The sequence below is a fragment of the Alcanivorax sp. REN37 genome (assembly GCF_041102775.1).
Lineage (GTDB): Bacteria > Pseudomonadota > Gammaproteobacteria > Pseudomonadales > Alcanivoracaceae > Isoalcanivorax > Isoalcanivorax beigongshangi.
Map to the genome: position 1 here is coordinate 81,211 of NZ_JBGCUO010000002.1, position 23,763 is coordinate 104,973.

A 23,763-nucleotide genomic window follows, 5' to 3' on the forward strand; every position below is an offset into this window, starting at 1 on the left:
CTCATTGTAGGGCGTCGCCAGAGCTGCGACCACTGGCAGCGTGGCCTGTTTTGAATGGCTTATTTGGCACGGACGCACCTCAACTTGGGCCGCGGGTTTGGCGACACTCTTCGCCACTGTGCCGATACCGCGCCCCGTTAACCTGCAGGAGTGCTGCTATGACTGCCAAAGTCCAAGGTCTCAACCGCCGTACCAATCAGAGTGACATCCAGCCGCGCCGGCTGGGTCTGGAATTCGACACCGCCATCCCGCGCTACTGGTTTGATGGCGACCAGTTCAAGACCGTGCTGCTGGCGGCGCTGTCTTGCACCTTCCCGGAAGGCGAGCGCTTCTTCGTGCGTTCGGTGCGGCATTTCCAGCCGCAGCTCACCGACACCATGCTGAAGGAAGAAGTGAAAGGCTTTATCGGCCAAGAAGCGCACCACGGCAATGAGCACGACGCCTTCAATGCGTTTTTGGAGCAACACGGCATGCCGGCGTCGAAGGTGTCGCGCTTCGTGCTCGACGGCCTCAAGCTGCAAAGCAAGTGGCTGTCACCGGAACGACAATTGGCCAAGACCTGCGCGCTGGAGCATTTCACCGCCATGCTGGCGGAAGCCATCCTTGAAGACGAACAGCTGCTGGCCGGCATGGACGAGCGCGTGTTGCCGCTATGGCTGTGGCACGCGGTGGAAGAAAGTGAGCACAAATCGGTGGCGTTCGACGTCTATGCCGACCAAGTCGGCCGCTATGGCCTGCGGGTGTCGGAAATGGCGATCACCACACTGGAGTTCATTGGTTTCACCGCGCTGCATTACTGGCAACTGCGCGGCGGCATGGACGATGCCACTGACTGGCGCTCGGTACGCAATGGCTACCGCTGGCTGGTGGGCAAAGGCGGTTTGCTGCGCCGCCTGGCGCCGGCTTATCTGTCCTACTACCGGCGCGACTTCCACCCGTCCCAGCGCGATAGCCGCAGCCTGCGCGATGCCGGCCTCAAGCGTCTGGCGGCAATGCTGAAACGTCCGGAGTTGTTGGAGCCGGCGGCGTAAGCGCCGCTTCTGGCTGTGACTCGGCCTCCGGCGGCAGCGTTGCCGCCGGGGACGGATCACGGAATTCATTCAGCGACAGATCCCACACCGCAATGAAGAACGCGGCCACCAGTGGGCCGAGCACAAAGCCGCTGATGCCCAGCAGCGTGATCCCGCCCAGCGTGGTGACCAGAATCGCGTAATCCGGCAACTGGGTTTTCTGACCCACCAGCCGCGGCCGCAGCAGGTTGTCCGCCAACCCGATCGGGCCGACCCCGAACGCCACCAGCAGGATGCCCTGCCACAGCTGACCGGTCAGCAGGAAGTACACCGCCACCGGCGTCCAGATCAGCGCCGCGCCCACCGCCGGCAACAGCGACAGCAGCGCCATCAGCGCCCCCCACAGCAGCGCGCCCTGAATATCCAGAATCCAAAAAATAAAGCCGCCCAACGCGCCCTGAATCAGCGCGATCAGCACGTTGCCCTTCATGGTGGCGCGCACCACTTCGCCGAATTTGCGGAACAGCCGGGTCTTGTGTTCTTCACTGAGTGGCACCGCATCGCTGATGCGGCGCGCCAGCTGGTGGCCATCGCGCAGGAAGAAGAACAGCAGGTACAGCATGACGCCGAATTTGACGATGAAGCCGAACGAGAACTGGCCAATGTTCACCGCGTTGCGCGCTAGATAGGCACTACTGGACGACACCGTGTTGCGGATGCCTTCGCGCACCTCCACCACGTTGATGCCGAGATCTGCGGCATGTTGGCGCAGCGACGGCGCTGCCTCTTGAATGCGGTCCACATAGCGGCCGAAGTCGAGTTTGCCGCTTTGAATCAGCTCGAACAGCACGCGGCCTTCCTGCAGCAGTGCCAGCGCCATGGTCAGCAGCGGAATGATCGCCACCACAATGCACACCACCAGCGTCAGCAAGCTGGCTAGGGTTGGGCGGCGAGGCATGCGGGCGCGTACCCGGTTTTGCAGCGGCATGAACATGATGGCGAAGATCGCCGCCCACAGGATCGGGCTAAAGAACGGCGCGATGATGGCGAAGAATGCCAGCGACACAGCAATCAACAGCACGATGAAAGAGCGGCTTTGCACCTTTTCGGTGGTCACGGACACGTCCTCTGGCGGCATGAGTTCGGATTCTCGTTGTTGCACTGCGCTTGCTGCAACCGTTTGCCGGCTGGGCAAGGTTAAAAGTGTGTTGCCAGCGCGCGCAGTGCCGGTAAGCCGACGATGTCTTCGGCCGCCCAAGGTAATCGGTGGCGCGGCAGCTGGCCGAGGCGGCGCTCCAGTTCGGCCAGCTGACGGGCCTCACTGTGGCGACGCCCGCGCAGGAAGGGGTCATCGCTGCCGGTGGGCAGCAGTCGGTTCACCACCAGTCCGGCCAGCGGAACCTCGGCCGCCTGCAATGCCTGCGCCGCCCGTTCGGTTTCCAGGAGGGGCAAGCGCTCTGCGGTGAGCACCAGCAGGAACGCGGTGTTGGCGGCGTCAGACAACCGGCGCCGGGTGCGCCGCAGCAGTGCTTGGCGGGCCGCCAGTCGTGCTTTCAGGGCGCCATCCCGGTCGCTGTCCGGTGCCGGTTGTTGCAGCGGCCGGTCCAGTTCGGCGCCCGGCGACAAGTGAGCCAGCACAGCGCCAAGCCGTTCGGCGCGCTGGTTGTGGCGCAGCAAGCCATCGGTCCAGGCCGCCATCATTTCCGGCAGTTGCAGCAGGCGCAGGGTATGGCCGGTGGGGGCGGTATCGAGCACCAGCAGGTCATGCTGCTGTTCTTGGTCGAGCAATTGCGCCACCCGCTCCAGCAGCGCCGCTTCCTGGGCGCCGGGGCTGTCTGCCGACAACATCAGCTGTCGGCGCAGTTCACCGAGTTGCTGTGGGCGGGCAAAGCGCGCCATGTGCGCCAGCACGTCTTCCAGGTAATCCCGTGCGGCTTGGTCCGGATCAATTTCCAGCAGCTGCAGTCGCTCAGTGACTGGGCGCAGCGCCGGCGATGGCGCGACACCGAAGGCATCGCTGAGGCTGTGGGCCGGGTCGGTGGAGACCACCAGCGTGCGGCGCCCCTGATCCGCCGCCGCTAGCGCGAGGCTGGCGGCAACTGTGGTTTTGCCGACACCGCCTTTGCCGCCCACCAGCAGCAGCCGGCGCTCACGCAACAGGGCGGGCAGGTCCAGCGTGGGCATCAGCAGCAGCGGAACTGGTCGAGCGGTGAATGCGCCATGCCCTGGCGTCGATGCCAGTCGTGGAAGCGCTCCAGCAGCAGCGGCTGCAGTTCCAAGGTGTGCCAGGTGGCGGGGTTGGGGATGCCCATCATTTCGGCAAATACCAGCAGCATGAACAGGTCTTCCTCATCGCGGCGGGCGGCGGCAATGGCGCGCCGGTAGGGCGCGTTGTAGTACTCCGCGCCGAACGCCTCGGCGCGGCGGTACCAATGGGTGATGCGTTGCCACAGGGGCGTCATGGCGCCACCTGCCGACTACGGCGCAGCGCTGCCACGCATTCCAACGCCACCAACACCGCCGCCACCAGCACCACGCTGCCGAGGCCGAACAGGAACCAGTTCTTGTCGATGAAGAAGCTGCGCAGTTGCAGCAGCAAACCGAGCAGCGTCATCACCAGCAGGAACGCCAGTGGGATGGCGGTGTAGCGCGCGGGTCGCTGGCGCTGGATCAGCATCAGCGTGATGACGAGCAGGGTGAGTCCGGCCAACAGTTGGTTGGTGGTGCCGAATAGCGGCCAGATCAGCAGGCCGCCGGAGCCGTCGGCGCCGCCGGCGCCAAACGCCAGCACCAGGCAGGTGCCCACCGCCAGCAGCGTGGCGGGCAGTGCTTTGCCCATCCATTTGATCTGATAGATCTCGCCCCATTCTTGGAAAATGTAGCGTTGCAACCGCAGCCCGGTGTCCATGGTGGTGCCAGCAAACAGCGCGGCCATTACCGTCAGCATGGTGGCGGAGACCTCGGCACTGATGCCGATGCCCTGTTCCAGAATGCGTGCGCCGCCGTTGACGAACGCCGCCTCGCCACCCTGACCGAAGGCGTGGTACACCGCTTGCCAATCGGCCAACGAGGCAAAACCGGCGGTGGCGAGAATGATCGACGCCAGCGACAACGCCCCCTCACCAATACCGCCGAAGTAACCGACAAAGCGGGCATCGGTTTCCCGTGCCAACTGCTTGGAGGTGGTGCCGGACGCCACCAGCCCGTGGAAACCGGAGATCGCGCCGCAGGCAATGGTGACGAACAGCAGCGGAATCAGTGAGGGCGTACCCGGTGGTAAATCGGTGTTGAGTGCCGGCGCCACGATGGCCGGATTGACGATCAGCACCGCGGCGTAGATCAGGATCAGGCCGACGAACAATTGCAGGCCGTTGATGTAGTCACGCGGCTGCAGCAGCATCCACACCGGTAGCACTGACGCAATGGCGGCGTACAGGAACAGCAGCAAAATCCAGCTGGCGTTGGCGGACAGACCGAAGGTGGAATCCGGCAGTGACACCGGCACCTGCGGGCCGACGTAGATCAGCGCATAAAGCGCGATCACGCCCAGCACGGACACCAGCCCCAGCGGCAGCAGCCGGCGGTAGATCAGTTGGCCGATCACTAGCGCCACAGCGATGGCGCCCCACACCGGCACCACGGCGCCGGGGTTGCCCACCAGCAGCCGCGCAATCACCACGCCAAACACGGCGTTGACCATCAGCAGCACCAGGAAGATGACGATCATGAACAGGCTGCGAGCACGGCGGCCGACCACATCACCGGTGAGCGCGCCCACCGATTTGGCGCGATTACGCACGCTGGCCCAGATCGCGCCCATGTCGTGCACGCCGGCAAAGAAGATGGTGCCGAACACTACCCACAGGAACGCTGGCAGCCAGCCCCAGATCACCGCAATGGCGGGGCCGACAATGGGGGCGGCGCCGGCCACCGAGGTGAAGTGGTGGCCCCACAGCACAAAGCGGTTGGTGGGCACGAAGTCGATGCCGTCTTCGAATTCGTGCGCTGGTGTGCGGAAGTCCGGGTCCAGCTTGAAGATGCGTTGGGCGATGAAGCGTGAATAGAACAGATAGCCGAGGGCCATGCCGGCCAGGCCAAGCAGAAGCAGCACAATAGCGCTCATGGGGACTCCTTTCGCTGTCACTGAGCGGCTGCGTCGGGGCTGTATCGGGACACCGGTGCCGGCCGCGCCACCCCGGCGCCGGTCTCCCGCATGCTGCCTCAATCCGTCAGCGCTGTCTTGTCAGCGGCTGCTCAACGTGAGCGCCACCCGTGGTGCATCCGCCGCAGCCAGTTTGGCGCTGCTTTGCTGCAGCCGCTCGCCGGCGATGCCGTATTGGTCCATCAGCAGCGTTTTCACCTGTTGCGCGCGCTGCTGCGCAAGGTTCAGCAGCAGGTCGTCGTTGACGGCAGTCTGCAGGTGCGCGGCCAAGGCGTCGAAGGCGGCGCGCACTTGGGTATCGCGGCCGCTGTCGCTGTCGTCCGGCAACAGCGCTTGCGGGTCGGCATCCAGTTCGCGTTGATAGCGGCGCAGCACCCGACGTTGGAAGCCGCTATCGCTGGCGGCGGTGTCGAGCTCGGCCCAGTTGCGGCCTTCCAAGTCGCGGCCCAGCCATTCGGCGCTCAGCGCTAGTCGGTCTGCGTCGCCGGCTTGGCCCTCCAGCGTCAACATCAGTTGTGGGCGCTGTTCTAAAGCTTTGGCAAGGTCTGCCAGTTGGCGCTCGGTGTCGGCATTGGGTGCCGCCGCGCCGGCGCTAAACGGCACTTGCTCCAGGTCACTGCCGCCGACCAGGCCGGCCAGTACTGACAGTGGCGAGGTGGCGGCGCGCACGAGGATGTTGGTCAGCGCCTTGAGCACAATGCCGCGTACGCTCACCGACGGATCACTGAGGTCGCCGGCCGCTTTCACGGGCAGTTCGATCAGGTCATGGCGGTCGCGAATCACGGACAGCCCAAGCTTGATCGGCACATTCAACGCGTCTGGGCTGTTGACCCGGTCGCCGAGGAAGAACTTCAGCGCTTTGACCTGAGTTTGGCTGTCGAGCCGGGTGCCGTCGACGGTCAGGGTGCTGTCCAGCGACAGCTGTCCGGTATCCGTGGTGTAGCCCAGATATTGGCCAGTGAATGGCGTCAGGCTGGTCATGTCATAGCCTTGCAGGCGCGTGGTCAGCTGTGCCGTTGGCTGCGCCGCCAGCGGTGACAGAGTGCCCTGTACCGACAGCGGCGCGTGGTCATCAACGCGGCCCTGCAGCGCCACCTGCACCGGCCGGCGGCCGTCGCTGTCGAGCTGGCGCAGGCTGCCCTGCAGGCGCGTCAGGGCGACCGAGAAATTGGGGCTCATGGAGCGGTCCAAGTAGCGCGCGCGGGAGTTGTCGAACGCGATCTCTTCGATCTGTACCTGCCAGGGTGCGCCGCTGTCGCTGGCGTTGGTGCTGCCGCTGTCACGCAGGATGCGGTCGGCGGGGTTGCGGCCATCGGGGCTGATGCGCGCTTGCACATCCAGGCCGCTGATACCGATGCGCGCCAGCGCCAGGCGCTGAGCAGCAAGGTCCAAGCTGAGCCCGGACAGGGTCAGCTGTTTCAGCGCCAGCAGTGGCAGTCGGCCCTGCTCCAACAGCGCCAGATCGTTGATGCGGGCGTCGCCGCGCAACGTCACTTGCAGCGGTTCGCCATCTGCCAGCTTCAGCGTCCATTTGCCCTCGGCGGTGCCGGATTGCAGCGCGGCATCCAGATGCGGTGCCAGCCAGGGTTGCAGGGTGGTTACTGGCAACGCCTCCAGCGCCAGTGACAAGTCGGTGCTGAACGGCACCAGCGTGCCGCCACCTTCAGCGCTGACGCTGCCGCCGCCGTCCAGTGCCAGCTTGGCCGCCAGGGTGAAGGGTTCCGCTGCGCCTACGACGAGGTTGCCGAGCGTGACATCGATCGGTGCCAGCGACAGCGCCGCCGGCTCGGCCAAGGTGTGGTCGGTGAGCGCCACCGCTCCCTGCTGTAACTGCAGGGATGCCAGCGTCAGCGTCCATTCCCGTTCCGGTGCGGCATCACTGCGCTCGTCCGCCGGGGTCACCTGTACCACTGCCACTTTCTCGTCTTCCGGCAGTTCGATCGGGGTGAACAGCGTCACCAGATCCAGCCCTTGCTGTTGCAGGCGTGCCACCAGGCGCGGTTGCTCCAGCGCCAACTCGGTGGCGGCGACGCGCTGTTCCAGCGTGTCCACGGTGATGCCGCTGAGCGCCAGGCGCGGCAGCGCCAGCACGGTCAACTGCTGCTCCGGGTCGTCCAAGCGCAGCCGGTTGAGCGTCAACTGGCCATCCTGCAACTGGATGCGCAGCGGATCGCTGCCGTCCACTTGGTAGCGGGTATCCAGATCGAGGCTGCCTTCCGCCAGTGTGAAGCGTAGTTGGTGGCGCAGCAGTTCTGCGAACGGCGCCAGCTCCACATTGCGCAGCGTCAGTTGGCCATCGGCCTGGAATGGATCAAGCAGGAAGCGGCCCTGCCAGTCGAGGCTGCCGCCGCCGGGGCTGGTGATCGCCAATTGATAGCTGTTGTCGTCGCCATCGCTGGCGGCGCGAGTAGAAAAGTCGTGGATCACGAAGCTGACCGGGCTCAGTTCCACCTTGTCTTCACCGCCGTAGGCGCGGTCGATGAAATGCACGCCGCCGTCGGCTACTTCGATGCGCGCCACTGACAGCGGCGGCAATTTCACCGGCGCGGCCGGCTCGTCGCTGGCGTCCGGGTCGTCGGCGAAGCGCTCCAACAGGTCAGCAAAGTTGAACTGCCCGCGCTGCAGCTGGGTGACGGTGACGCGCGGCGTGGTCAGCACCAAGCTTTTGAAGTGCCAGCTGCGGCGCAGCAGCGAGCTAAGCTGGAAGTTGACCTCCAGACCGTCGAATGCCACGAACGGGGTGCCGTCCGGATCGTGCAGGGCAAATTCCTGCGCCCGGGCGGACAAGGTAAACGGGTTAATGTCCAGTGCCGTGAGGCTGACATCGCGGCCGGTGGCAGCGCCCAGTTCCTCGATCAGCGTGCGCTGCAGCCAGGGCGCCAGCACCCAAGCGGTCAGTGCCGCGTACAGCAGATAAAGGACCGCGACAATCAGCGCGATACGGGTGCTGCGGCGACTGCTGCGCCAGCGTTGGGACAGGGACATGGGGCCTCCGGCGGCCTGAAAAGGCCCGCCGGGGCGGGCCGGATGCTGACGGTCAGGGCAGCAAGGATTCCAGTCGCAACTGGTCTTCGTAGGTCTCACGCGCGCGCACCACGTGGGCGCGGTCACCGTCGACCATTACTTCAGCCGGACGGTTGCGGGTGTTGTAGTTGCTGGCCATCACGAAACCATAGGCGCCGGCGGAGCGCATGGCGAGCAGGTCGCCGGGCTCCAGCGCCAACTCCCGGTCTTTGCCGAGGAAGTCGCCGGTCTCGCACACCGGACCCACCACGTCCCAGACCTGGCTGGCGCTGGAGCGTGGCGCCACCGGCACGATGTCCTGCCAAGCGTCGTAGAGGCTGGGGCGGATCATGTCGTTCATAGCGCCGTCGATGATGGCAAAGTTCTTGTGGTCGGCCGGCTTCAGGTACAGCACCTCGGTCACGAACAGCCCAGCATTGGCGGCAATGGCCCGGCCCGGCTCGATGTGTACGGCGAGGTCCGCCGGCACCTGTTGCAGCAGCGCACGCACGTAGTCGCCTGGGCTGGACGGGTTCTCGTCCCGGTAGCGCACGCCGAGGCCGCCGCCAAGATCGACGTGGCGCAGCGTGATGCCGTCCTGGCGCAGGGTGTCGATCAGCGCCATGACGCGGCCGGCGGCGTCTTCAAACGGCGCCAGCGTGGTCAGCTGGCTGCCGATGTGGCAGTCGACGCCGAGGATCTCGATGTGCGCCAGCGTGGCGGCATGGCGGTACAGCGCCGGTGCCACGGCGATGTCGACACCGAACTTGTTGTCCTTGAGGCCGGTGGAGATATAGGGGTGGGTCTGGGCATCCACATCCGGGTTGACGCGGATCGACACCGGCGCCCGCAGGCCCAGCTCGCCGGCGGTGCGGTTGAGCACTTCCAGTTCGGCGGCGGATTCCACGTTAAAGCAGTGGATCCCGGCGCGCAGCGCGGTGGCCATCTCGCTGGCGGTCTTGCCGACCCCAGAGAACACCACTTTGGCCGGATCACCGCCGGCGCGCAGCACCCGCTCCAGCTCGCCTTCGGACACGATGTCGAAGCCGGCGCCGAGGCGGGCCAGCACGTTCAGCACGGCGAGGTTGGAGTTGGCCTTCACCGCATAACAGACCTGGTGCGGGTGATCGCCGAAGGCGTCAGCGAAGGCCCGGTACTGGGCTTCCAGCATGGCGCGGGAGTACACATACAGCGGTGTGCCGAAGCGGCGTGCCAATTCGGCCACCGGGACCTTCTCGGCGTGCAGTTGTCCGTCGTGATACTGGAACGGTTCCATGGCGTAATCCTGGGCGGTCAGTGTTGATCGGCGTCGTCGTCAGGCGCGGCGGCGGCCGGCTCGCGCTGGTCGGAGCTGGGCGAGTCAGCGTCTGCGTCCGGTTCAGCGGCGCGTTGGCCGCCGAACAAGGTGCGTGACGGGCGGGCATCGGCGTCGTCGGCGAAATACAGGGCACCGCTCTGGCCGCAGCCGGTGAGGGCGGCGGCAGCCAGCAGGGCCAGTAGTGGAAACAGGCGGTTCATGGCGCGCTCCGGTGCGGGTGGCAGCGCGGTCGGCCGCCGGAAAAGCGCCCATTATAGCGGCTTGCAGCCGTTGCCACGATCACTTGAGAAAAATCTCCCGAGGCTTAATATCAGGTCGGATCAGGCGGCGCATTTGTGCCGCCTTTTGTTTGCTTGCCGCAAGGCAATGGAGAGAGAAAAACGTGTCGAACAAACCGCCGATCACTGTATCGCGCCTGGATGCCCAACGGCTCGAGGCGTTGTTGAGTCGCGCTCCTGACAGCGACGTGGTGGACGCACTGGAGCAAGAGTTGCTGCGTGCCACCTTGGTGCCGGCCGCTGAGATGCCGGACACGGTGGTGACCATGAACTCGCGCGTGAAGTGCCGCGAGGAAGTGGGCGGCCGTGAGTACACCCTGACGCTGGTGTACCCGGACGAAGCCGGGCCGTCCAAGGTGTCGGTGCTGGCGCCGGTGGGCGCGGCGCTGCTGGGGCTGTCGGTGGGGCAATCCATCGACTGGCCGGGTCCGGGTGGTAAGCCGCTGCGGATGAAAATCCTCGAGCTGGAGTACCAGCCGGAAGCGGCCGGTGACCGCGAGCTGTAATGCTCCTGCGGAAACAAAAACGGCGCCTCAAGGCGCCGTTTTTGTGAGGGCTGCGGACCGGCTCAGAGCTGGCCGCGGGCCCGTGCCACAGCGTCACGCACCTGTTCTGGCGCGGTGCCGCCGATGTGGTTGCGGGCGCTGACCGAGCCTTCCAGCGTCAGCACGTCAAACACGTCTTCATCGATCTGGTCACTGAAGGTGCGCAGTTCGGTGATGCTCATGTCGGACAGGTCTTTCTTTTCTGCGACGCCGTAGGCCACGGCCTTGCCGACGATCTCGTGTGCGTCACGGAAAGCGATGCCCTTGCGCACCAGGTAGTCAGCCAGGTCGGTGGCGGTGGCGAAACCGCGCCGTGCCGCCTCGCGCATCACTTCACGGTTCGGTTCCAGCGCCGGCACCATGTCGGCAAAGGCGCGCAGCGAGCCGTGCAGGGTATCGACGGCATCGAACAGCGGTTCTTTGTCTTCCTGGTTGTCTTTGTTGTAAGCCAGCGGCTGGCTCTTCATCAGCGTTAGCAGCGCGATCAGGTGGCCGTTGACGCGGCCGGTCTTGCCGCGCACCAGCTCTGGCACGTCCGGGTTTTTCTTCTGCGGCATGATCGAACTGCCGGTGCAGAAGCGGTCGGGCAGGTTGATGAATTGGAACTGCGCCGAGGTCCACAGCACCAGTTCTTCGCTCATGCGTGACAGGTGGGTCATGCACAGCGCTGCCAGTGCGCAGAATTCGATGGCGAAGTCGCGGTCGCTGACGCCGTCGAGGGAGTTGTAGCACACCTCGTCAAAGCCCAGCAGCTCGCGGGTGCGCTCGCGGTTAATCGGGTAGGTGGTGCCGGCCAGCGCAGCGGAGCCCAGCGGCATGCGGTTGACGCGGCGGCGGCAGTCGGCCAGCCGCTCGCGGTCGCGGCGCAGCATCTCGAACCAAGCCAACAGGTGGTGGCCGAAGGTCACCGGCTGCGCAGTCTGCAGGTGGGTGAAGCCGGGCATGATGGTGGCGGCTTCGCGCTCGGCCAGTCCCAGCAGCCCCTGCATCAAGCGCAGCAATTCGGCGTCGATCAGGTCGATGTGGTCGCGCAGCCAGAGGCGGATGTCGGTGGCCACTTGGTCGTTGCGGCTGCGCCCGGTGTGCAGTTTCTTACCGGTGATGCCGATGCGGTCGGTGAGCCGTGCTTCGATGTTCATGTGCACGTCTTCCAGTGCCACCGACCACTCGAAGTTGCCCTGTTCGATGTCCTGCTTGATGGCGCCGAGGCCGTCAATGATGGCGTCGCGTTCGGCGTTGGTGAGCACACCCACTTCCGCCAGCATGGTGGCATGGGCGATGGAGCCACGGATGTCCTGCGCGTACATGCGCTGGTCGAAACTCACACTCGCGGTAAACTCTTGCACAAACTGATCGACGGACTCGCTGAAGCGGCCGCCCCAGAGCTTGTTCTGCTTGTCACTCATGGCACGCAATCCTGAACTGCCGGTGGTCGGGAAGGCGCGCAGTATAACAGAGCTCGGCGGCCGGTCGTGCATGGTTGGGGGGCAACCGGTGCGACGGCGGGCGGGCTCGCAGAGGGGGAATCCACGCCGATGAAGGCGCTTGATAAAACCATGCCGATAGCGGGCTTTGTGCCGGACCTGTGTGAGCCGCGTCGCTTGTTGGTAGTGGTGCTGGCGGCGCAGATGATGGCCGTGCTGCTGACGCTGGCGGGCACGTATTACGACGGCTTCAGCTTCGGCCGTTTAGCGCTGATTTCTTTCTTCATGCAGTGGGTGGCGCTGACCGCCACCGGCCTGCTGTGCCTGATGCGCCATCGTTTAAACCGCTTGCACCCGGCTTGGGGCGCCTGTGCGGTGGTGGTGGTCGTGGTCGGCACCACGCTGATTTACAGCGCTCTCAGCGAAGTGCTGTTGGCGCGCATCGTGCCGTCGTTTCAGCGCACCCGCGACCTGTGGGGCGGCCACCTGTGGGTGAATGTGACCATGGCGGCGATCATGACCAGCACTGTGATGCGCTACTTCTATGTGTCTGAGCAGCTGCGCGCGGAGGAGAAGATCGCGCTGCAGTCGCGCATCCAGGCGCTGCAATCGCGCATCCGGCCGCATTTCTTGTTCAACAGCATGAATATCATTGCCAGCCTAATTGCGGTGGACCCGGATGCGGCGGAGCTGGCGGTAGAAGACCTGTCGCGGCTGTTTCGCGCCAGCCTGCGTGAGAGCGGCGCGCAGGTATCGCTGGAAGAAGAGCTGGATCTGTGCCGGCGTTATGTACGCATTGAGCAGCTGCGCATGGGCGCGCGGCTGCAAATGCGATGGGAGGTGGACATTGATCCAAAAACCGCTTTAATCCCGTTGTTGACGTTGCAGCCGCTGCTCGAGAATGCCATCTACCACGGCATCCAGCCACGACCCGACGGGGGGGAAGTGGTGCTGCGGGTGGGCGCCAGCGGAACCGAACTGGTATACCAGTTGATCAATCCGCTGCCGCTGGGCAAGGTCAATAGCAGTGCTGGCAACCGCATGGCGTTGGACAACATCCGCCAGCGGCTGGCAGCTCTATACGGAAAACGCGCCCGCCTGGATGTGGACGCGGATAATAACGAGTACCGGGTGACCCTGCGTTACCCGCGTACCTAAAGGGGGCAGCAAGCATGCGTGTACTGGTCTGTGATGACGAACAGCTGGCGCGGGACCGGCTGGTACGTCTAGTCGATACAATGGATGGCATCGAGCTGGTGGCGCAGGCCGCCAACGGCCGTGAGGCGGTGGAAGTCGCCCGGCACATGCGGCCGGATGTGGTGCTGATGGATATCCGCATGCCGGGCATGGATGGTTTTGAGGCCGCCCAAGCACTGGCCGGCACCGAGGTGCCGCCGGCACTGATCTTCTGCACCGCCTATGAGGACCACGCGCTGGAAGCGTTCCGCGCTCAGGCACTGGATTACCTGCTCAAGCCGGTCAGCCGCGACGAACTGGGGGCGGCACTGGAGCGTGCTCGCAGCTGGAATGGTCGCCGTCCGGCCACAGCGACAACGGTGGAAGCGACCGCCAGTGACCGTCGCAATCACATCAGTGCCCGCACTCACCGTGGCATCGAGCTGGTACCGGTGCAGGACATTCGCTATTTCCTCGCCGACCAGAAATACATCACCGTGCGCCACGGCAGCGGTGAAGTGCTGATCGATGAAACCCTGAAAGACTTGGAAACCGAGTTCGATGACCTGTTCGTGCGCGTGCATCGCAACGCGTTGGCGGCATTGAAGTACATCGAAAGTCTGGAACAGGTGCCGAACGGCCACCATCAGCTGCGTTTGCGCGGTGTGGCGGATGCGTTGGTGGTGAGTCGCCGGCATGTGGCGGGCTTGCGGCGCTTGATGCAGCGCTTGTAATGGCCTGACGGGCCAATCCGCGGCGGCGCTTTGGCCCGGCGCCACCTAGGCAGCGGCAGTGCGAGCAGTCACAGTAATGGGCTGTTGTTTGCCTGATGTGAGTGATCTCCCCATGTCTTCCCCCCGCGTCAATATTGAGCACATCTTTGCCGCCCCGCGTGAGCAGGTTTTTGCGTTCTTTGCGGTGCATGAAAATCTCGAAACTATCTTCGTGCCGGCCCGTATCCGCCGCATCCGTGATGGCTCCGACAGCCCAGATGGCCTCGGTTCAGTGCGCCGCATGAAGCTGCCGTTGATCCCGGCATTTGAAGAAACCATCACCGCGCTGGAGCCAAACTCGCGCATCGAATACCGCATTACCCGTGGCACGCCGCTGAATCATCACCTCGGCATTCTGCGTTTCACCGACACCCCGAGCGGCACTCGCCTGCACTACACCATCGAACTGGAAAGCGCGATTCCGGGTGTGGCGGCAGCGGTTGGTTTCGGGCTGACCCAAGGCATCAAGCGAGGTCTCAGCAAGCTCAAGTTCTGAGCTGACGCGGACCCACAAAAAAGCCCGGCATTGCCGGGCTTTTTTGTGGCCGTTACAGACCGCTTAGAGCTGCGGGCCGGCGGCACGGATGTCGGCAGAGACATCGGCGTACTTGTCGGCGAAGTTGGCCTGGAACTGGGTGGCCAGATCGCGCGCGCGTGCTTCGTACTCGGCTTTGTCCGCCCAGGTGTTCTGCGGGATCAGCAGGTTCGGGTCAACCCCCGGTACCACCTTCGGCACCTCAAGATTGAGGATGTCGATGTGGGTGGTGTCCGCGTTGTCCAGCTCGCCGGACAGAATCGCGTTGATCACGCCACGGGTGGTGGGGATGCTGAAGCGCTCGCCAACGCCGTAGGGGCCGCCGGTCCAGCCGGTGTTGACCAGGTACACGTGGGAGTCGAATTCGTCCACACGCTTCATCAGCAGCTCGGCGTATTCGCCGGCACGGCGCGGGAAGAACGGTGCGCCGAAGCAGGTGGAGAAGGTGCTCTTAATGCCACCGCCAGACCCCATTTCAGTGGAGCCCACCAGCGCGGTGTAACCGCTCAGGAAATGGTAGGCGGCCGCTTCGCGGGACAGCTTGGACACTGGCGGCAGTACGCCGGTCAGGTCGCAGGTGAGGAAGATGATGTGCTTCGGCTCGCCGGCTTGGTTCTCGATCACGCGCTTGTCGACGTTCTCGAGCGGGTAGGCGGCGCGGGTGTTCTGGGTTTTGGACACGTCGGCATAGTCGGCGACGCGGGTGTCTTCGTCCAGCACCACGTTTTCCAGCACGGCACCGAATTTGATGGCGTTCCAGATTACTGGTTCGTTCTTCTGCGACAGGTCGATGCACTTGGCGTAGCAGCCGCCTTCGATGTTGAACACCACATCCTTGCCCCAGCCGTGCTCGTCGTCACCAATCAGGTAGCGATCCGGGTCGGCGGACAGGGTGGTTTTGCCGGTGCCGGACAGGCCGAAGAACAGTGCCACGCCGCCGTCTTCGCCAACGTTGGCGGAGCAGTGCATCGGCAGCACGTCTTTTTCCGGCAGCAGGAAGTTCTGCACCGCGAACATGGCTTTCTTCATTTCACCGGCGTAGCGCATGCCAGCGATCAGCACCCGGCGCTGGGCGAACTGGAAGATCACGCAGCCGTCGGAGTTGGTGCCGTCGCGCTCCGGGTCGCACTGGAAGTTCACTGCGTGCAGCACTTCCCATTGTTCGCGGCCGGCCGGGTTGAAGGTGTCCGGGCGGATGAACAGCACATTGGCGAACAGGTTATGCCAAGCGCTCTGGGTGGTGACTTTAACCGGGATGTAGTGCTCGGCGGCGGCGCCTACATGCAGGTGGGATACGAACTGCTCGCTGCCGGCGACGAACGCGGACACGCGTTCCCACAGAGCGTCGAACTTGGCCGCGTCGAACGGACGGTTGACCGGGCCCCAGTGGATCTTGGCGCTGGTGGTGGCTTCGTCGACGATGAAACGGTCCATCGGTGAGCGCCCGGTACGGTGACCGGTTTCGCATACCAAGGCGCCATTGCTGGCGAGGACACCTTCTTGGCGTTGCAGGGCAATTTCGACCAGACGGGCGGGAGTCAGATCAGTGAATACGGTGGCTTGGGTCATGGCAGTTCCTGGGCGTCTAACGTGGCAAGGGCCAAAAAACAGACCGACCGGAACATCTGCATGCCCGGCCGCATCGGTAAGTCGCGAGTCTCTGGTCCAGGAGGACGCCGTAAAACGGACACGCGGCGCCGCAGGACCGCCGGGGCCCGGTGAAGGCCACCGGCAGGCGCGCGATTATGACAGAACTGCTGCCCCGGCGCGAGCGCCGCTCAGGCTTGGCCTTGCGTCAGCTCATGCACCAGCGCGGCCAGATCGACGGCGTCGAACACCTCTTCCCGGCCACAGAAATCGCAGCTGACACGGGCTTCTCCGAGCTCGTCGAGTACATTGCGCAGCTCGCCGGCGCCCAGTGACAGCAGGGTGTTCTGTACTTTTTGCCGAGAGCAGGTGCAACCAAAGGCGACCGGCGTTGGCGCGGCCAGCTCCGGCGGCTGCTCGTGGTAGAGCCGGTGCAGCATGGTGGTCATCGGCAGGTCGAGCATTTCTTCCAGCGTCAGGGTATTGGCCAGCGCCACCGCGTGGTCCCAGGCGGCAGCGTTGTGCTCGCGGTCGGCGATGCGGTCCGGCAGCCGTTGCAGCAGCAGGCCGGCGGCGTGGCCGTTGCCGGCGGCCAGCCACAGGCGGCTGGGCAGCTGTTCGGACTGGCTGAAGTAGTCTTCCAGGCAGCTGGCCAGCGAGTCGCCCTCCAGCGGCACCAGACCTTGGTACTGGTTGCCTTTTTCCGGGCGGATGGTGATCGCCATCATGCCGTCGCCCAGCAACGCCGGCAGCGGCGCGGCGTCGTTGCCGAGCTCGTCGGCGTAGCGCGCCATGGCCCGCACTTGGCTGTCGTGGGTGCATTCCGCCAGCAACAGTGTGATCGGGCCGTCGCCCTGGGCTTGCAGGCTCAGGCGGCCTTCGAATTTGAGCGTGCCGGTGAGCAGCGTCACCGCCGCCAGCGCTTCGCCGAGCAGGCCCTGCACCAGCATCGGGTCGTTGCGTGCGCCCAGTGCCTGGGCGTAGCTGCCCTGCAGGCGCACCATCTCGCCACGGATGTCACTGTCGGGGAAGAAAAAACGTTGGCGCTGGTCGTAATCGGCCATGGCGGGCTCCAAAGGCATCAGGGGGCGTTGCGGTCGCGGAAGCGCTGCAGATCGCGGCGTTCCTTCTTGCTGGGGCGGTGGTCGGCGTGCACCTGCCCCTGCCACGCCAGGCGGCGGTCAGCGGCGGCCTGGGTGCGGGCGGCCATGCTGTCGTCGGTTTCGGCATAAAGCAAGGCCGCCAGCGGCGCGCCGAGGCGTTTCTCGGACAGCCCGATGACCTGTACTTCCCAGGTTTCCTCGCCGCGCGGGGTGACGATGTGTTGGCCCACGCGCACGGCCCGGCTTGGCTTCACGCGCTGGCCATCGAGCCGCACCCGGCCGCCTTCCACGGCCTGTTGGGCGAGGCTGCGGGTCTTGAAGAAGCGCGCGGCCCACAGCCATTTGTCGATGCGTACGCTGTCTGATTCAGTCATGGGGCATCACGTCGTCGAAGCGGTCGATGTAGGGGAATGGATCGGTATCGTTGCGCGCCGGCTGGCTGGAATCCGGGTGCAGAATGCTCCACAGATGGCCGATGCCGTATTCGGCGGCGGACGCCAACACCGGCAGCGAGTCATCGACAAACAGCGTGCGCTGGGGATCGAACGGATGCTGGCGCTGCAGTTGCTGCCAGAAAGCTTGCTCTTCTTTCGGGTGGCGGTAGTCGTGGCTCGATACCAGCACATCGAAATAGCGGTCGAGTCCGGTGCGCGCCACTTTCAGGTTGAGCGCATCGCGGTGGGCGTTGGTGACCATCACCACTTGGCGCGGACTGGCGTGCAGTTGCTGCAGAAACGCCTCGGCGCCGGGCCGGTAGCCGATGCCGGCGGCAGCCTCAGCCTTGAGTGCTGCAATGTCCAGCTTCAGCTCGTGGGACCAGAAGTCGAGGCAATACCAGTTCAGCGTGCCTTGGTGGCGAGCGATCCATTTCTCAATCACCGCCAGTGCGTCCAGCTCGCCGAGGCCGTTGGCGGCGCCGTAGGCCAGCGGCACCCGCCGCTGCCAGAAATCATTGTCGAAGGCCAGGTCGAGCAAGGTGCCGTCCATGTCCAACAGCACGGTGTCGATGGCGGCCCAATTCGGGGTCCGTTTCACGGTAAGCTACGCCCTTTGAATCATTCGCCGGTCAAGGAGAGGGGGGCAGTATGCAGCAGAAACCGGAAATTCTCGAAACCCGGTTGGTGGCCCGCAGCCGCTTGTTCGGGGTCGAATCGATGCAGCTGCGCTTCGCCAATGGTGTCGAACGCACCTACGAGCGGCTGCGCACGCCGCCCATTCCGGCGGTGATGGTGGTGCCGATGCTGGACGCCGACACCGTGGTGATGATCCGCGAGTACTGCGCCGGGGTGGAGGACTATCTAATCACCTTGCCGAAAGGCGCCCTCGATGCCGGTGAGGACTGGCGCGAGGCGGGCAACCGCGAGCTACAGGAAGAAGTGGGCTACGCCGCCGGGCACCTGGAAAAGCTGAAAACCTTCTCGTTGTCGCCGGGTTACATGGGTCACCACATCCACGCGGTGCTGGCGTGGGACCTGAAACCGTCGAGCCTGCCCGGCGATGAGCCGGAGCCGTTGGAAGTACTGACCTGGAAATTGTCGGAGCTGGAGGCGCTGCTGGAACGCGACGATTGCACCGAGGCGCGGGTGATTGCTGCGCTCTACATGGCGCGCGAACGGCTGGCGGAGGTACGTCCATGGGGTTGAGTGAGTGGCTGGCGCCGCTGCAGCAATTGGCGCAGCAGGCGGCGGCGGAGATCATGGCGGTCTACCGCCGTGGTGAGGTGGCGGTGACCGATAAGGCTGATGCGTCGCCGCTCACCGAGGCGGACCTGCGTGCCCACCGAGTGATCGCTGCCGGTTTGCAGGCGCTCACTCCGGGGATCCCTGTGTTGTCTGAGGAATCGGCGTTGCAGCCGTGGGCGGAGCGTCGGCAGTGGTCGCGATTCTGGTTGGTGGACCCGCTCGATGGGACCCGCGAGTTCGTTTCTCGCAGTGGTGAGTTCACCGTCAATATCGCCTTGATCGAGGGCGGCCAGCCGGTGTTGGGGGTGGTGCAGGTGCCGGTCACCGGGGCGCTGTATTACGGCGGCCCGACGCTGGGCGCCTGGTGCCGTGAGCAGGGCGTTGAACGGCGCCTGCATACGCGCCTGCCGCAGGCGCCGGTGCGGTTGGTGGCCAGCCGCCGCAGTGGGCTGGATGCCATGGCACAACTGGAGCAGGCGCTGGCGCGCGAGTTCGGAGCGGTGGAACGGGTGGCGCAAAGCTCCTCACTGAAACTGTGCGAAGTGGCGCAGGGCAGTGCCGACCTATACCCGCGGCTGGGGCCCACTTCCGAATGGGATACCGCCGCCGGCCATGCGGTGCTGCTCGGCGCTGGCGGCTGCGTGCTGCAACCGGACTTCTCGCCGCTGATGTACCACAAGCAGGACATCCTCAATCCCCATTTCCTGGCACTGGGCAGTGATCCAGCACGTTGGGCATTCCTGCGGCCGCTGCTGGCCTGAGCGGGCGTTCGGCAGTGGCCGATGCCGAACGGCGTGGGCCGCTGCCGCCATTTTGGTGGCAAGCCAGACCAGCCGGAGCCCGCTTCAAGTCCAATTGATACGCGGTCCAGACGCAAGCCAAGCTAAAGTGAGATCCAGCGCCCATCCAAACTAGGGGCCGCCTAAACCAGCCGGAATCGGAGCCGGAGCCGAAGCCCCAGTCCCCAGCCCCAGCCCCAGCCCCAGTCCCAGTCCAAGCCCCAGTCCAAGCCCCAGTCCAAGCCCGAGCCCGAGCCCGAGCCCGAGCCCGAGCCCAAGCCCAAGCCCAAGCCCAAGCCCAGGCCCAGGCCCAAATCTAGGCCAGGCCCAAGCCAAGCAGGGATCGGCTCACAATGGCCGGCCGGCTACCGGTGCGCCCACCCGTGCCGAGCGCCTGCGGCATGTGCGTCGGCGTAGTCTGGCATCTTGGCTTTAAATGGAATCTAGTTTTGTTTTAAGGTGTCTGCTCAGCAAGCGACCCATTGCAGCGGTACGTTTCGGCCATTGAGCGTGGCCGGAAGCGCGCGGCACACTGGGTGGCCAGCCTGGTGGTGCATCCGGCGCCACCGCGGCCGTAACAGGAGAATCCGTGTCGAGCTCGCACCTAGAGGCGCTCAGCGCCCGCTACGGCAGTCATTACAAATGGCTCGCCACTTGCACCGCGATGGTCGGCACCATGGCGATGTCGATGTCGTCCACCATCGTCAACGTGGCGTTGCCGGACATCATGGCCGATTTCGGTATCAGCTATGCCAGCGTGCAATGGGTGTCCACCGCATTTCTCGCCAGCATGACGGTGGGAATGCTGGTGAATGCCTGGTGCGTGGACCGCTTCGGGTTGCGCCGCACTTATTTGGTGGCGTTGCTGGCTTATTTGGTGGCGAGCCTTGCCGGTGGCCTGGCACCGACGTTCGAGACGCTGGTGGCGGCGCGCGCGCTGCAGGGGATTACCGCCGGGCTGGTGCAGCCGCTGGCGCTGCTGATCATTTACCAAGTGTTCCCGGTGCAGGAGCGCGGCGCTGCGATTGGCGTGTATGGCATGGGCGTGATTCTCGGGCCCACGGTGGGGCCGCTGGTGGGCGGCGCCATGGTCGATTGGATCAACTGGCGCGCGGTGTTCTTCATCATCATGCCGGTGGTGGTGGTGGCTGGCTTCATGGCGCGCCGCTACCTGGCGCGGCCGGGCGATGAATTGCGCCGCCGCAGTTTGGATGTGCCGGGACTGTTGTTGCTGGCGGCTTGGATTACGGCCCTGTTGTGGGCAATCACCAATGGCCCGCGGCTGGGTTGGCATGACGTTCAGGTGTTGGCGGCGGCGACGATCGGCGTGGTGTTGCTGCTGGTGTTCGTGTTGTTTGAGCGCGGCCGGCCGGCGCCGCTGATGACGTTGGCGGTGTTCCGCTATCCCGGTTTTGCCGCCGCGTTTGTGTTGGCGCTGCTGACCGGTGCGGGCCTGTTTTCGCTGGTGTACCTGTTGCCGCTGCAGGTGCAGACCATTCAGGGCTTCAGTTCCACCACCGCCGGATTGCTGATGATGCCGGCGGGCTTGGCCATGAGCCTGGTGTATCCCGGCATCGGCCGCATGGCCGACCGTTACGATGTGCTGTGCCTCGTGGGCATCGGGCTGGTGCTGACTGCACTGTCTTGTGTGCTACTGGGTTGGTACGTGGAGTCTGAGCTGTTCTGGTTGCTGGCGTTCTGGGCCATTGTCAGTCGCATTGGCGTGGCGTTCCTGATGCCGCCGGTGGTGGTCGGGGCGTTAAAAATGCTACCGGCGTCGTTGATCAATCAGGGCGCTGGCATCATCAGTTTTGCGCGCCAGTTCGGCGGCGCCCTGGGCATCGCGCTGGCGTCGGTGCTGCTGCAACAGAGCCAGCCCCTGTTGCCGGGTACAGCGGTGGTGGACCCACATGCGCTGGCGTACCGCGATGCCTACTGGGTGTTTGCGCTGTTGTTCGTGCTCGGCTGGTTGCCAGCGGTGGCGATGCGGCGCGGGTTCCGCGCGGCACCGCCAGCCTGAAGGTTGGCGTCAGCCAAGCCGTTTGATCAATTCCGCCAGGCTGTGCAGGGCATCGTCGCTGCGCAGTTTGCCGCTGCGGTCCAGCTGCAGGCTGCGGATACCGAGACGGCGTGGACCTTCCACATCTTCTTTCCAGCGACTGCCCAGCCACAGCAATTCGTGCTCGGCCACATCGAGCCGTCGGCACAGCTGCTGATACATCTGCGGGGCGGGCTTGAGCACGCCTTCGGCAAATGACCACACCATGGCATCCGGCTGCTGCGGCAGGCAGTCCACCAGCGCGCTGTCGAGCACCGAGGCGTTGCTGCACAGTCCCCAGCGAATGTCGGCTTGTTGCAACGCAGCGAGCAGTTGCGCTGCATCACCACGGCAAGCGCCGGCTGCCAACCACTCAGCGCTGCACTGTTGCAGTTGCTGCCATTGCTCCGGCGCCCATGTCAGGGCCTGTTGTTCTGCCAGGGCAGCAAGATTGAGCGGCGCAGTGAGCGGCCGCCGGCGGGTGCTGGCCGAGGGCGGCGCGCCGGCTGCGCTGCAGTGGTTCCAGAACGCATCGAGTGGATGTTGTTGCTGCACCGGAGCCAGCAAATCAGCGATATCGAAGGCAACAGCTTTCCAGGGAAACATGGCATGTCCTGCGTCAATCCATAGACCGTCATCATTGGTTGCCCGGAGCGGCAAACAATGAATGCACAAAGCTGACATCTTCGCAGTCAACATAATTTTGCGCAGCTGATTTTTTCGAAGTTTTTGCCTATTTGCAAAGTGATAACAAGGCGTTGCAGAGGAAAAGAACGGGCGTTCCGCAACTTCTCCAGTTTGAGAATGGCGTCGCATATAGGGTAGGGTTCCGCTCGCTTCTGCCAATCAATGGAGGAATGTGTCGTGACTTTTCGCGTCGCTATTATCGGTGCCGGCCCCAGTGGTCTGGCCCAGCTGCGGGCCTTCGAGGCCGCTCGCCAGGCGGGTTACAAAGACCTGCCGGAGATCGTGTGTTACGAGAAACAGAACGACCTGGGCGGCATGTGGAACTACACCTGGCGCACTGGTTTGGACAAGAATGGCGAGCCCGTACATGGCAGCATGTACCGCTATCTCTGGTCAAACGGACCGAAAGAGTGTCTGGAGTTTGCGGACTACAGTTTTGATGAACATTTCGGACGTCCGATTCCGTCTTATCCGCCGCGCGCGGTGCTGAAAGACTACATCATGGGTCGCATTGAGAAAGATAACCTGCGTTCGTTGATCCGCTTCGAGTGTGCAGCACGCTGGATCACCTGGGATGAAGACACCCAGCAGTTTTCAGTGACGGTTACCAATCACCAGACCGGTGAGCAAGAAACCAGCGAGTTTGATTATGTGGTCGTCGCGACCGGCCATTTTTCCACGCCGAACGTCCCCTATTTCGACGGCGTCGAAAAGTTTCCGGGGCGGGTACTGCATGCCCATGATTTCCGTGACGCACGTGAGTTCGAAGGCCAGGATGTACTGCTGATCGGCAGCAGCTATTCGGCGGAGGACATCGGGTCGCAGTGCTTCAAGTACGGTGCTCGCAGCGTCACCCTCAGCCACCGTTCCAAACCGCTCGGCTTTGACTGGCCGGAGGGCATGGAGGAACGTCCGCTGCTGGAGCGTCTGGACGATGACGAGGCGGTGTTCAGTGACGGCACCCGCAAGCGCATTGATGCGCTGATCCTGTGCACCGGCTACTTGTATGCGTTTCCGTTCTTGCCAGAAGAGCTGCAACTGAAGACCGGCAACTGCCTGTACCCGGACCAGCTCTACAAGGGCATCGTATTCGAGGACAACCCGCGGCTGCTGTATCTCGGCATGCAGGACCAGTACTTCACCTTCAACATGTTTGATGCGCAAGCGTGGTTTGCCCGCGATGTCATGCTCGGACGCATTGCGCTGCCGGACGCTGCGGCGCGCCGCCAGCACATGGACTCTTGGCTGGCCCGTCACGGCGCGCTCGATGGCGCCAATGACGATATCGACTTCCAGGCCGATTACATCCGCGACTTGATGGATGCCACCGATTACCCGGATTTCCCGGTGGAGAAGCAGGGGGCATTGTTCAAGCAGTGGCTGGATGATAAGCGGCACGACATCATGGGCTTCCGCAACCGCAGCTATTGCTCAACCATGACCGGCACCCAGGCCCCGTGCCTGCCGCGTCCGTGGCTGGAGATCATGGATGACTCGCTGCAGAGTTTCTTGAAGTTGGAGTTCACGCCCGCGCAGGAAGAGCCGGCGCGCAAGGCATCCAACGCCTGACCCTCAGGACTGAAAGCATCGCCCGGCCCATTGGCCGGGCTCACTTCGCGCCGCGTTCTGTCATAAGCGGCGCTTCTCCTTGCCCATTTGATCA

The 23,763-nt window shown here is 64.4% G+C and carries 22 protein-coding genes; 9 read left to right on the plus strand and 13 right to left on the minus strand.

Annotation, left to right across the window (positions count from 1 at the left end):
* Window positions 1-158 precede the first annotated feature (158 nt).
* Complete coding sequence (locus AB5I84_RS12090) at window positions 159-1,031, plus strand: metal-dependent hydrolase (RefSeq protein WP_369456162.1); 873 nt, start codon at window positions 159-161, stop codon at window positions 1,029-1,031.
* On the opposite strand, the gene AB5I84_RS12095 is transcribed toward AB5I84_RS12090, so the two are convergent.
* The 7 genes from AB5I84_RS12095 to lptM all read right to left on the minus strand — a co-directional run bounded on the left by AB5I84_RS12095 (window position 976) and on the right by lptM (window position 9,693).
* Window positions 976-2,127, minus strand: coding sequence for an AI-2E family transporter (locus tag AB5I84_RS12095; RefSeq protein WP_369456163.1), 1,152 nt, complete (start codon window positions 2,125-2,127; stop codon window positions 976-978). The genes AB5I84_RS12090 and AB5I84_RS12095 overlap by 56 nt on opposite strands.
* A gap of 80 nt (window positions 2,128-2,207) precedes the next feature.
* Window positions 2,208-3,194 carry an ArsA family ATPase gene (locus AB5I84_RS12100; protein ID WP_369456164.1) on the minus strand — a complete coding sequence of 329 codons (987 nt, stop codon included), beginning with the start codon at window positions 3,192-3,194 and terminating at the stop codon, window positions 2,208-2,210.
* Entirely contained in the window at window positions 3,194-3,472 is a 279-nt protein-coding gene (locus AB5I84_RS12105; RefSeq protein WP_369456165.1) for a cory-CC-star protein, read from the minus strand. The genes AB5I84_RS12100 and AB5I84_RS12105 overlap by 1 nt, the downstream gene beginning before the upstream one ends.
* Window positions 3,469-5,133, minus strand: a complete 1,665-nt coding sequence (locus tag AB5I84_RS12110; RefSeq protein WP_369456166.1) for a carbon starvation CstA family protein — start codon at window positions 5,131-5,133, stop codon at window positions 3,469-3,471. Before AB5I84_RS12110 ends, AB5I84_RS12105 begins: the two co-directional genes overlap by 4 nt.
* A gap of 120 nt (window positions 5,134-5,253) precedes the next feature.
* On the minus strand, window positions 5,254-8,157 hold the full coding sequence (locus AB5I84_RS12115) for a DUF748 domain-containing protein (protein WP_369456167.1): 2,904 nt from the start codon (window positions 8,155-8,157) through the stop codon (window positions 5,254-5,256).
* Window positions 8,158-8,209: 52 nt separating this feature from the next.
* Window positions 8,210-9,451, minus strand: a complete 1,242-nt coding sequence (gene lysA / locus AB5I84_RS12120) for a diaminopimelate decarboxylase (protein WP_369456168.1) — start codon at window positions 9,449-9,451, stop codon at window positions 8,210-8,212.
* 17 nt (window positions 9,452-9,468) lie between these two features.
* Window positions 9,469-9,693 carry an LPS translocon maturation chaperone LptM gene (lptM, locus tag AB5I84_RS12125; protein WP_369456169.1) on the minus strand — a complete coding sequence of 75 codons (225 nt, stop codon included), beginning with the start codon at window positions 9,691-9,693 and terminating at the stop codon, window positions 9,469-9,471.
* A gap of 182 nt (window positions 9,694-9,875) precedes the next feature.
* Between lptM and rnk the strand changes: the two genes are divergently transcribed.
* A complete protein-coding gene (gene rnk / locus AB5I84_RS12130) occupies window positions 9,876-10,277 on the plus strand; it encodes a nucleoside diphosphate kinase regulator (RefSeq protein ID WP_369456170.1) in 402 nt (133 codons plus the stop codon).
* A 62-nt stretch (window positions 10,278-10,339) separates the two neighbouring features.
* Here the strand turns inward: rnk and argH are convergent, their stop codons facing one another.
* On the minus strand, window positions 10,340-11,722 hold the full coding sequence (gene argH, locus AB5I84_RS12135) for an argininosuccinate lyase (RefSeq protein WP_369456171.1): 1,383 nt from the start codon (window positions 11,720-11,722) through the stop codon (window positions 10,340-10,342).
* A gap of 129 nt (window positions 11,723-11,851) precedes the next feature.
* Between argH and AB5I84_RS12140 the strand changes: the two genes are divergently transcribed.
* The 3 genes from AB5I84_RS12140 (at window position 11,852) to AB5I84_RS12150 (ending at window position 14,185) form a co-directional block, all read left to right on the plus strand.
* Window positions 11,852-12,898, plus strand: coding sequence for a sensor histidine kinase (locus AB5I84_RS12140; RefSeq protein ID WP_369456172.1), 1,047 nt, complete (start codon window positions 11,852-11,854; stop codon window positions 12,896-12,898).
* A gap of 14 nt (window positions 12,899-12,912) precedes the next feature.
* Complete coding sequence (locus AB5I84_RS12145) at window positions 12,913-13,650, plus strand: LytR/AlgR family response regulator transcription factor (protein WP_369456173.1); 738 nt, start codon at window positions 12,913-12,915, stop codon at window positions 13,648-13,650.
* A gap of 112 nt (window positions 13,651-13,762) precedes the next feature.
* Entirely contained in the window at window positions 13,763-14,185 is a 423-nt protein-coding gene (locus AB5I84_RS12150; RefSeq protein ID WP_369456174.1) for an SRPBCC family protein, read from the plus strand.
* Window positions 14,186-14,248: 63 nt separating this feature from the next.
* Here AB5I84_RS12150 and AB5I84_RS12155 read toward each other — a convergent pair whose 3' ends face one another.
* The 4 genes from AB5I84_RS12155 to yrfG form a co-directional block, all read right to left on the minus strand.
* Window positions 14,249-15,793, minus strand: coding sequence for a phosphoenolpyruvate carboxykinase (locus tag AB5I84_RS12155; RefSeq protein ID WP_369456175.1), 1,545 nt, complete (start codon window positions 15,791-15,793; stop codon window positions 14,249-14,251).
* A 209-nt stretch (window positions 15,794-16,002) separates the two neighbouring features.
* On the minus strand, window positions 16,003-16,875 hold the full coding sequence (gene hslO / locus AB5I84_RS12160) for an Hsp33 family molecular chaperone HslO (protein WP_369456176.1): 873 nt from the start codon (window positions 16,873-16,875) through the stop codon (window positions 16,003-16,005).
* A 17-nt stretch (window positions 16,876-16,892) separates the two neighbouring features.
* Window positions 16,893-17,288, minus strand: a complete 396-nt coding sequence (locus AB5I84_RS12165; protein WP_369456177.1) for an RNA-binding S4 domain-containing protein — start codon at window positions 17,286-17,288, stop codon at window positions 16,893-16,895.
* Complete coding sequence (gene yrfG / locus AB5I84_RS12170; RefSeq protein ID WP_369456178.1) at window positions 17,281-17,949, minus strand: GMP/IMP nucleotidase; 669 nt, start codon at window positions 17,947-17,949, stop codon at window positions 17,281-17,283. The genes AB5I84_RS12165 and yrfG overlap by 8 nt, the downstream gene beginning before the upstream one ends.
* A gap of 50 nt (window positions 17,950-17,999) precedes the next feature.
* Here yrfG and nudE point away from each other — a divergent pair, with 50 nt between their 5' ends.
* From nudE to AB5I84_RS12185, 3 genes are all read left to right on the plus strand, one after another.
* Window positions 18,000-18,557 carry an ADP compounds hydrolase NudE gene (gene nudE / locus AB5I84_RS12175; protein WP_369456179.1) on the plus strand — a complete coding sequence of 186 codons (558 nt, stop codon included), beginning with the start codon at window positions 18,000-18,002 and terminating at the stop codon, window positions 18,555-18,557.
* A complete protein-coding gene (gene cysQ / locus AB5I84_RS12180) occupies window positions 18,548-19,357 on the plus strand; it encodes a 3'(2'),5'-bisphosphate nucleotidase CysQ (RefSeq protein ID WP_369456180.1) in 810 nt (269 codons plus the stop codon). Before nudE ends, cysQ begins: the two co-directional genes overlap by 10 nt.
* 607 nt (window positions 19,358-19,964) lie before the next feature.
* On the plus strand, window positions 19,965-21,395 hold the full coding sequence (locus AB5I84_RS12185) for an MDR family MFS transporter (protein WP_369456181.1): 1,431 nt from the start codon (window positions 19,965-19,967) through the stop codon (window positions 21,393-21,395).
* A 9-nt stretch (window positions 21,396-21,404) separates the two neighbouring features.
* Here the strand turns inward: AB5I84_RS12185 and AB5I84_RS12190 are convergent, their stop codons facing one another.
* Window positions 21,405-22,019 carry an HAD family hydrolase gene (locus tag AB5I84_RS12190; protein WP_369456182.1) on the minus strand — a complete coding sequence of 205 codons (615 nt, stop codon included), beginning with the start codon at window positions 22,017-22,019 and terminating at the stop codon, window positions 21,405-21,407.
* 258 nt (window positions 22,020-22,277) lie between these two features.
* On the opposite strand from AB5I84_RS12190, the gene AB5I84_RS12195 reads away from it, so the two are divergent.
* On the plus strand, window positions 22,278-23,669 hold the full coding sequence (locus tag AB5I84_RS12195) for a trimethylamine monooxygenase (protein WP_369456183.1): 1,392 nt from the start codon (window positions 22,278-22,280) through the stop codon (window positions 23,667-23,669).
* Window positions 23,670-23,763 lie beyond the last annotated feature (94 nt).

Bases quoted from the DNA above. Each gene is read 5' to 3' on its own strand.
- AB5I84_RS12105 (WP_369456165.1), bottom strand. From the start codon at position 3,472: ATGACGCCCCTGTGGCAACGCATCACCCATTGGTACCGCCGCGCCGAG.
- AB5I84_RS12190 (WP_369456182.1), bottom strand. From the start codon at position 22,019: ATGTTTCCCTGGAAAGCTGTTGCCTTCGATATCGCTGATTTGCTGGCT.
- AB5I84_RS12090 (WP_369456162.1), top strand. From the start codon at position 159: ATGACTGCCAAAGTCCAAGGTCTCAACCGCCGTACCAATCAGAGTGAC.
- nudE (WP_369456179.1), top strand. From the start codon at position 18,000: ATGCAGCAGAAACCGGAAATTCTCGAAACCCGGTTGGTGGCCCGCAGC.
- AB5I84_RS12155 (WP_369456175.1), bottom strand. From the start codon at position 15,793: ATGACCCAAGCCACCGTATTCACTGATCTGACTCCCGCCCGTCTGGTC.
- AB5I84_RS12115 (WP_369456167.1), bottom strand. From the start codon at position 8,157: ATGTCCCTGTCCCAACGCTGGCGCAGCAGTCGCCGCAGCACCCGTATC.
- cysQ (WP_369456180.1), top strand. From the start codon at position 18,548: ATGGGGTTGAGTGAGTGGCTGGCGCCGCTGCAGCAATTGGCGCAGCAG.
- AB5I84_RS12165 (WP_369456177.1), bottom strand. From the start codon at position 17,288: ATGACTGAATCAGACAGCGTACGCATCGACAAATGGCTGTGGGCCGCG.
- lysA (WP_369456168.1), bottom strand. From the start codon at position 9,451: ATGGAACCGTTCCAGTATCACGACGGACAACTGCACGCCGAGAAGGTC.
- AB5I84_RS12140 (WP_369456172.1), top strand. From the start codon at position 11,852: ATGAAGGCGCTTGATAAAACCATGCCGATAGCGGGCTTTGTGCCGGAC.
- hslO (WP_369456176.1), bottom strand. From the start codon at position 16,875: ATGGCCGATTACGACCAGCGCCAACGTTTTTTCTTCCCCGACAGTGAC.
- argH (WP_369456171.1), bottom strand. From the start codon at position 11,722: ATGAGTGACAAGCAGAACAAGCTCTGGGGCGGCCGCTTCAGCGAGTCC.
- lptM (WP_369456169.1), bottom strand. From the start codon at position 9,693: ATGAACCGCCTGTTTCCACTACTGGCCCTGCTGGCTGCCGCCGCCCTC.
- AB5I84_RS12100 (WP_369456164.1), bottom strand. From the start codon at position 3,194: ATGCCCACGCTGGACCTGCCCGCCCTGTTGCGTGAGCGCCGGCTGCTG.
- AB5I84_RS12145 (WP_369456173.1), top strand. From the start codon at position 12,913: ATGCGTGTACTGGTCTGTGATGACGAACAGCTGGCGCGGGACCGGCTG.
- AB5I84_RS12110 (WP_369456166.1), bottom strand. From the start codon at position 5,133: ATGAGCGCTATTGTGCTGCTTCTGCTTGGCCTGGCCGGCATGGCCCTC.
- AB5I84_RS12150 (WP_369456174.1), top strand. From the start codon at position 13,763: ATGTCTTCCCCCCGCGTCAATATTGAGCACATCTTTGCCGCCCCGCGT.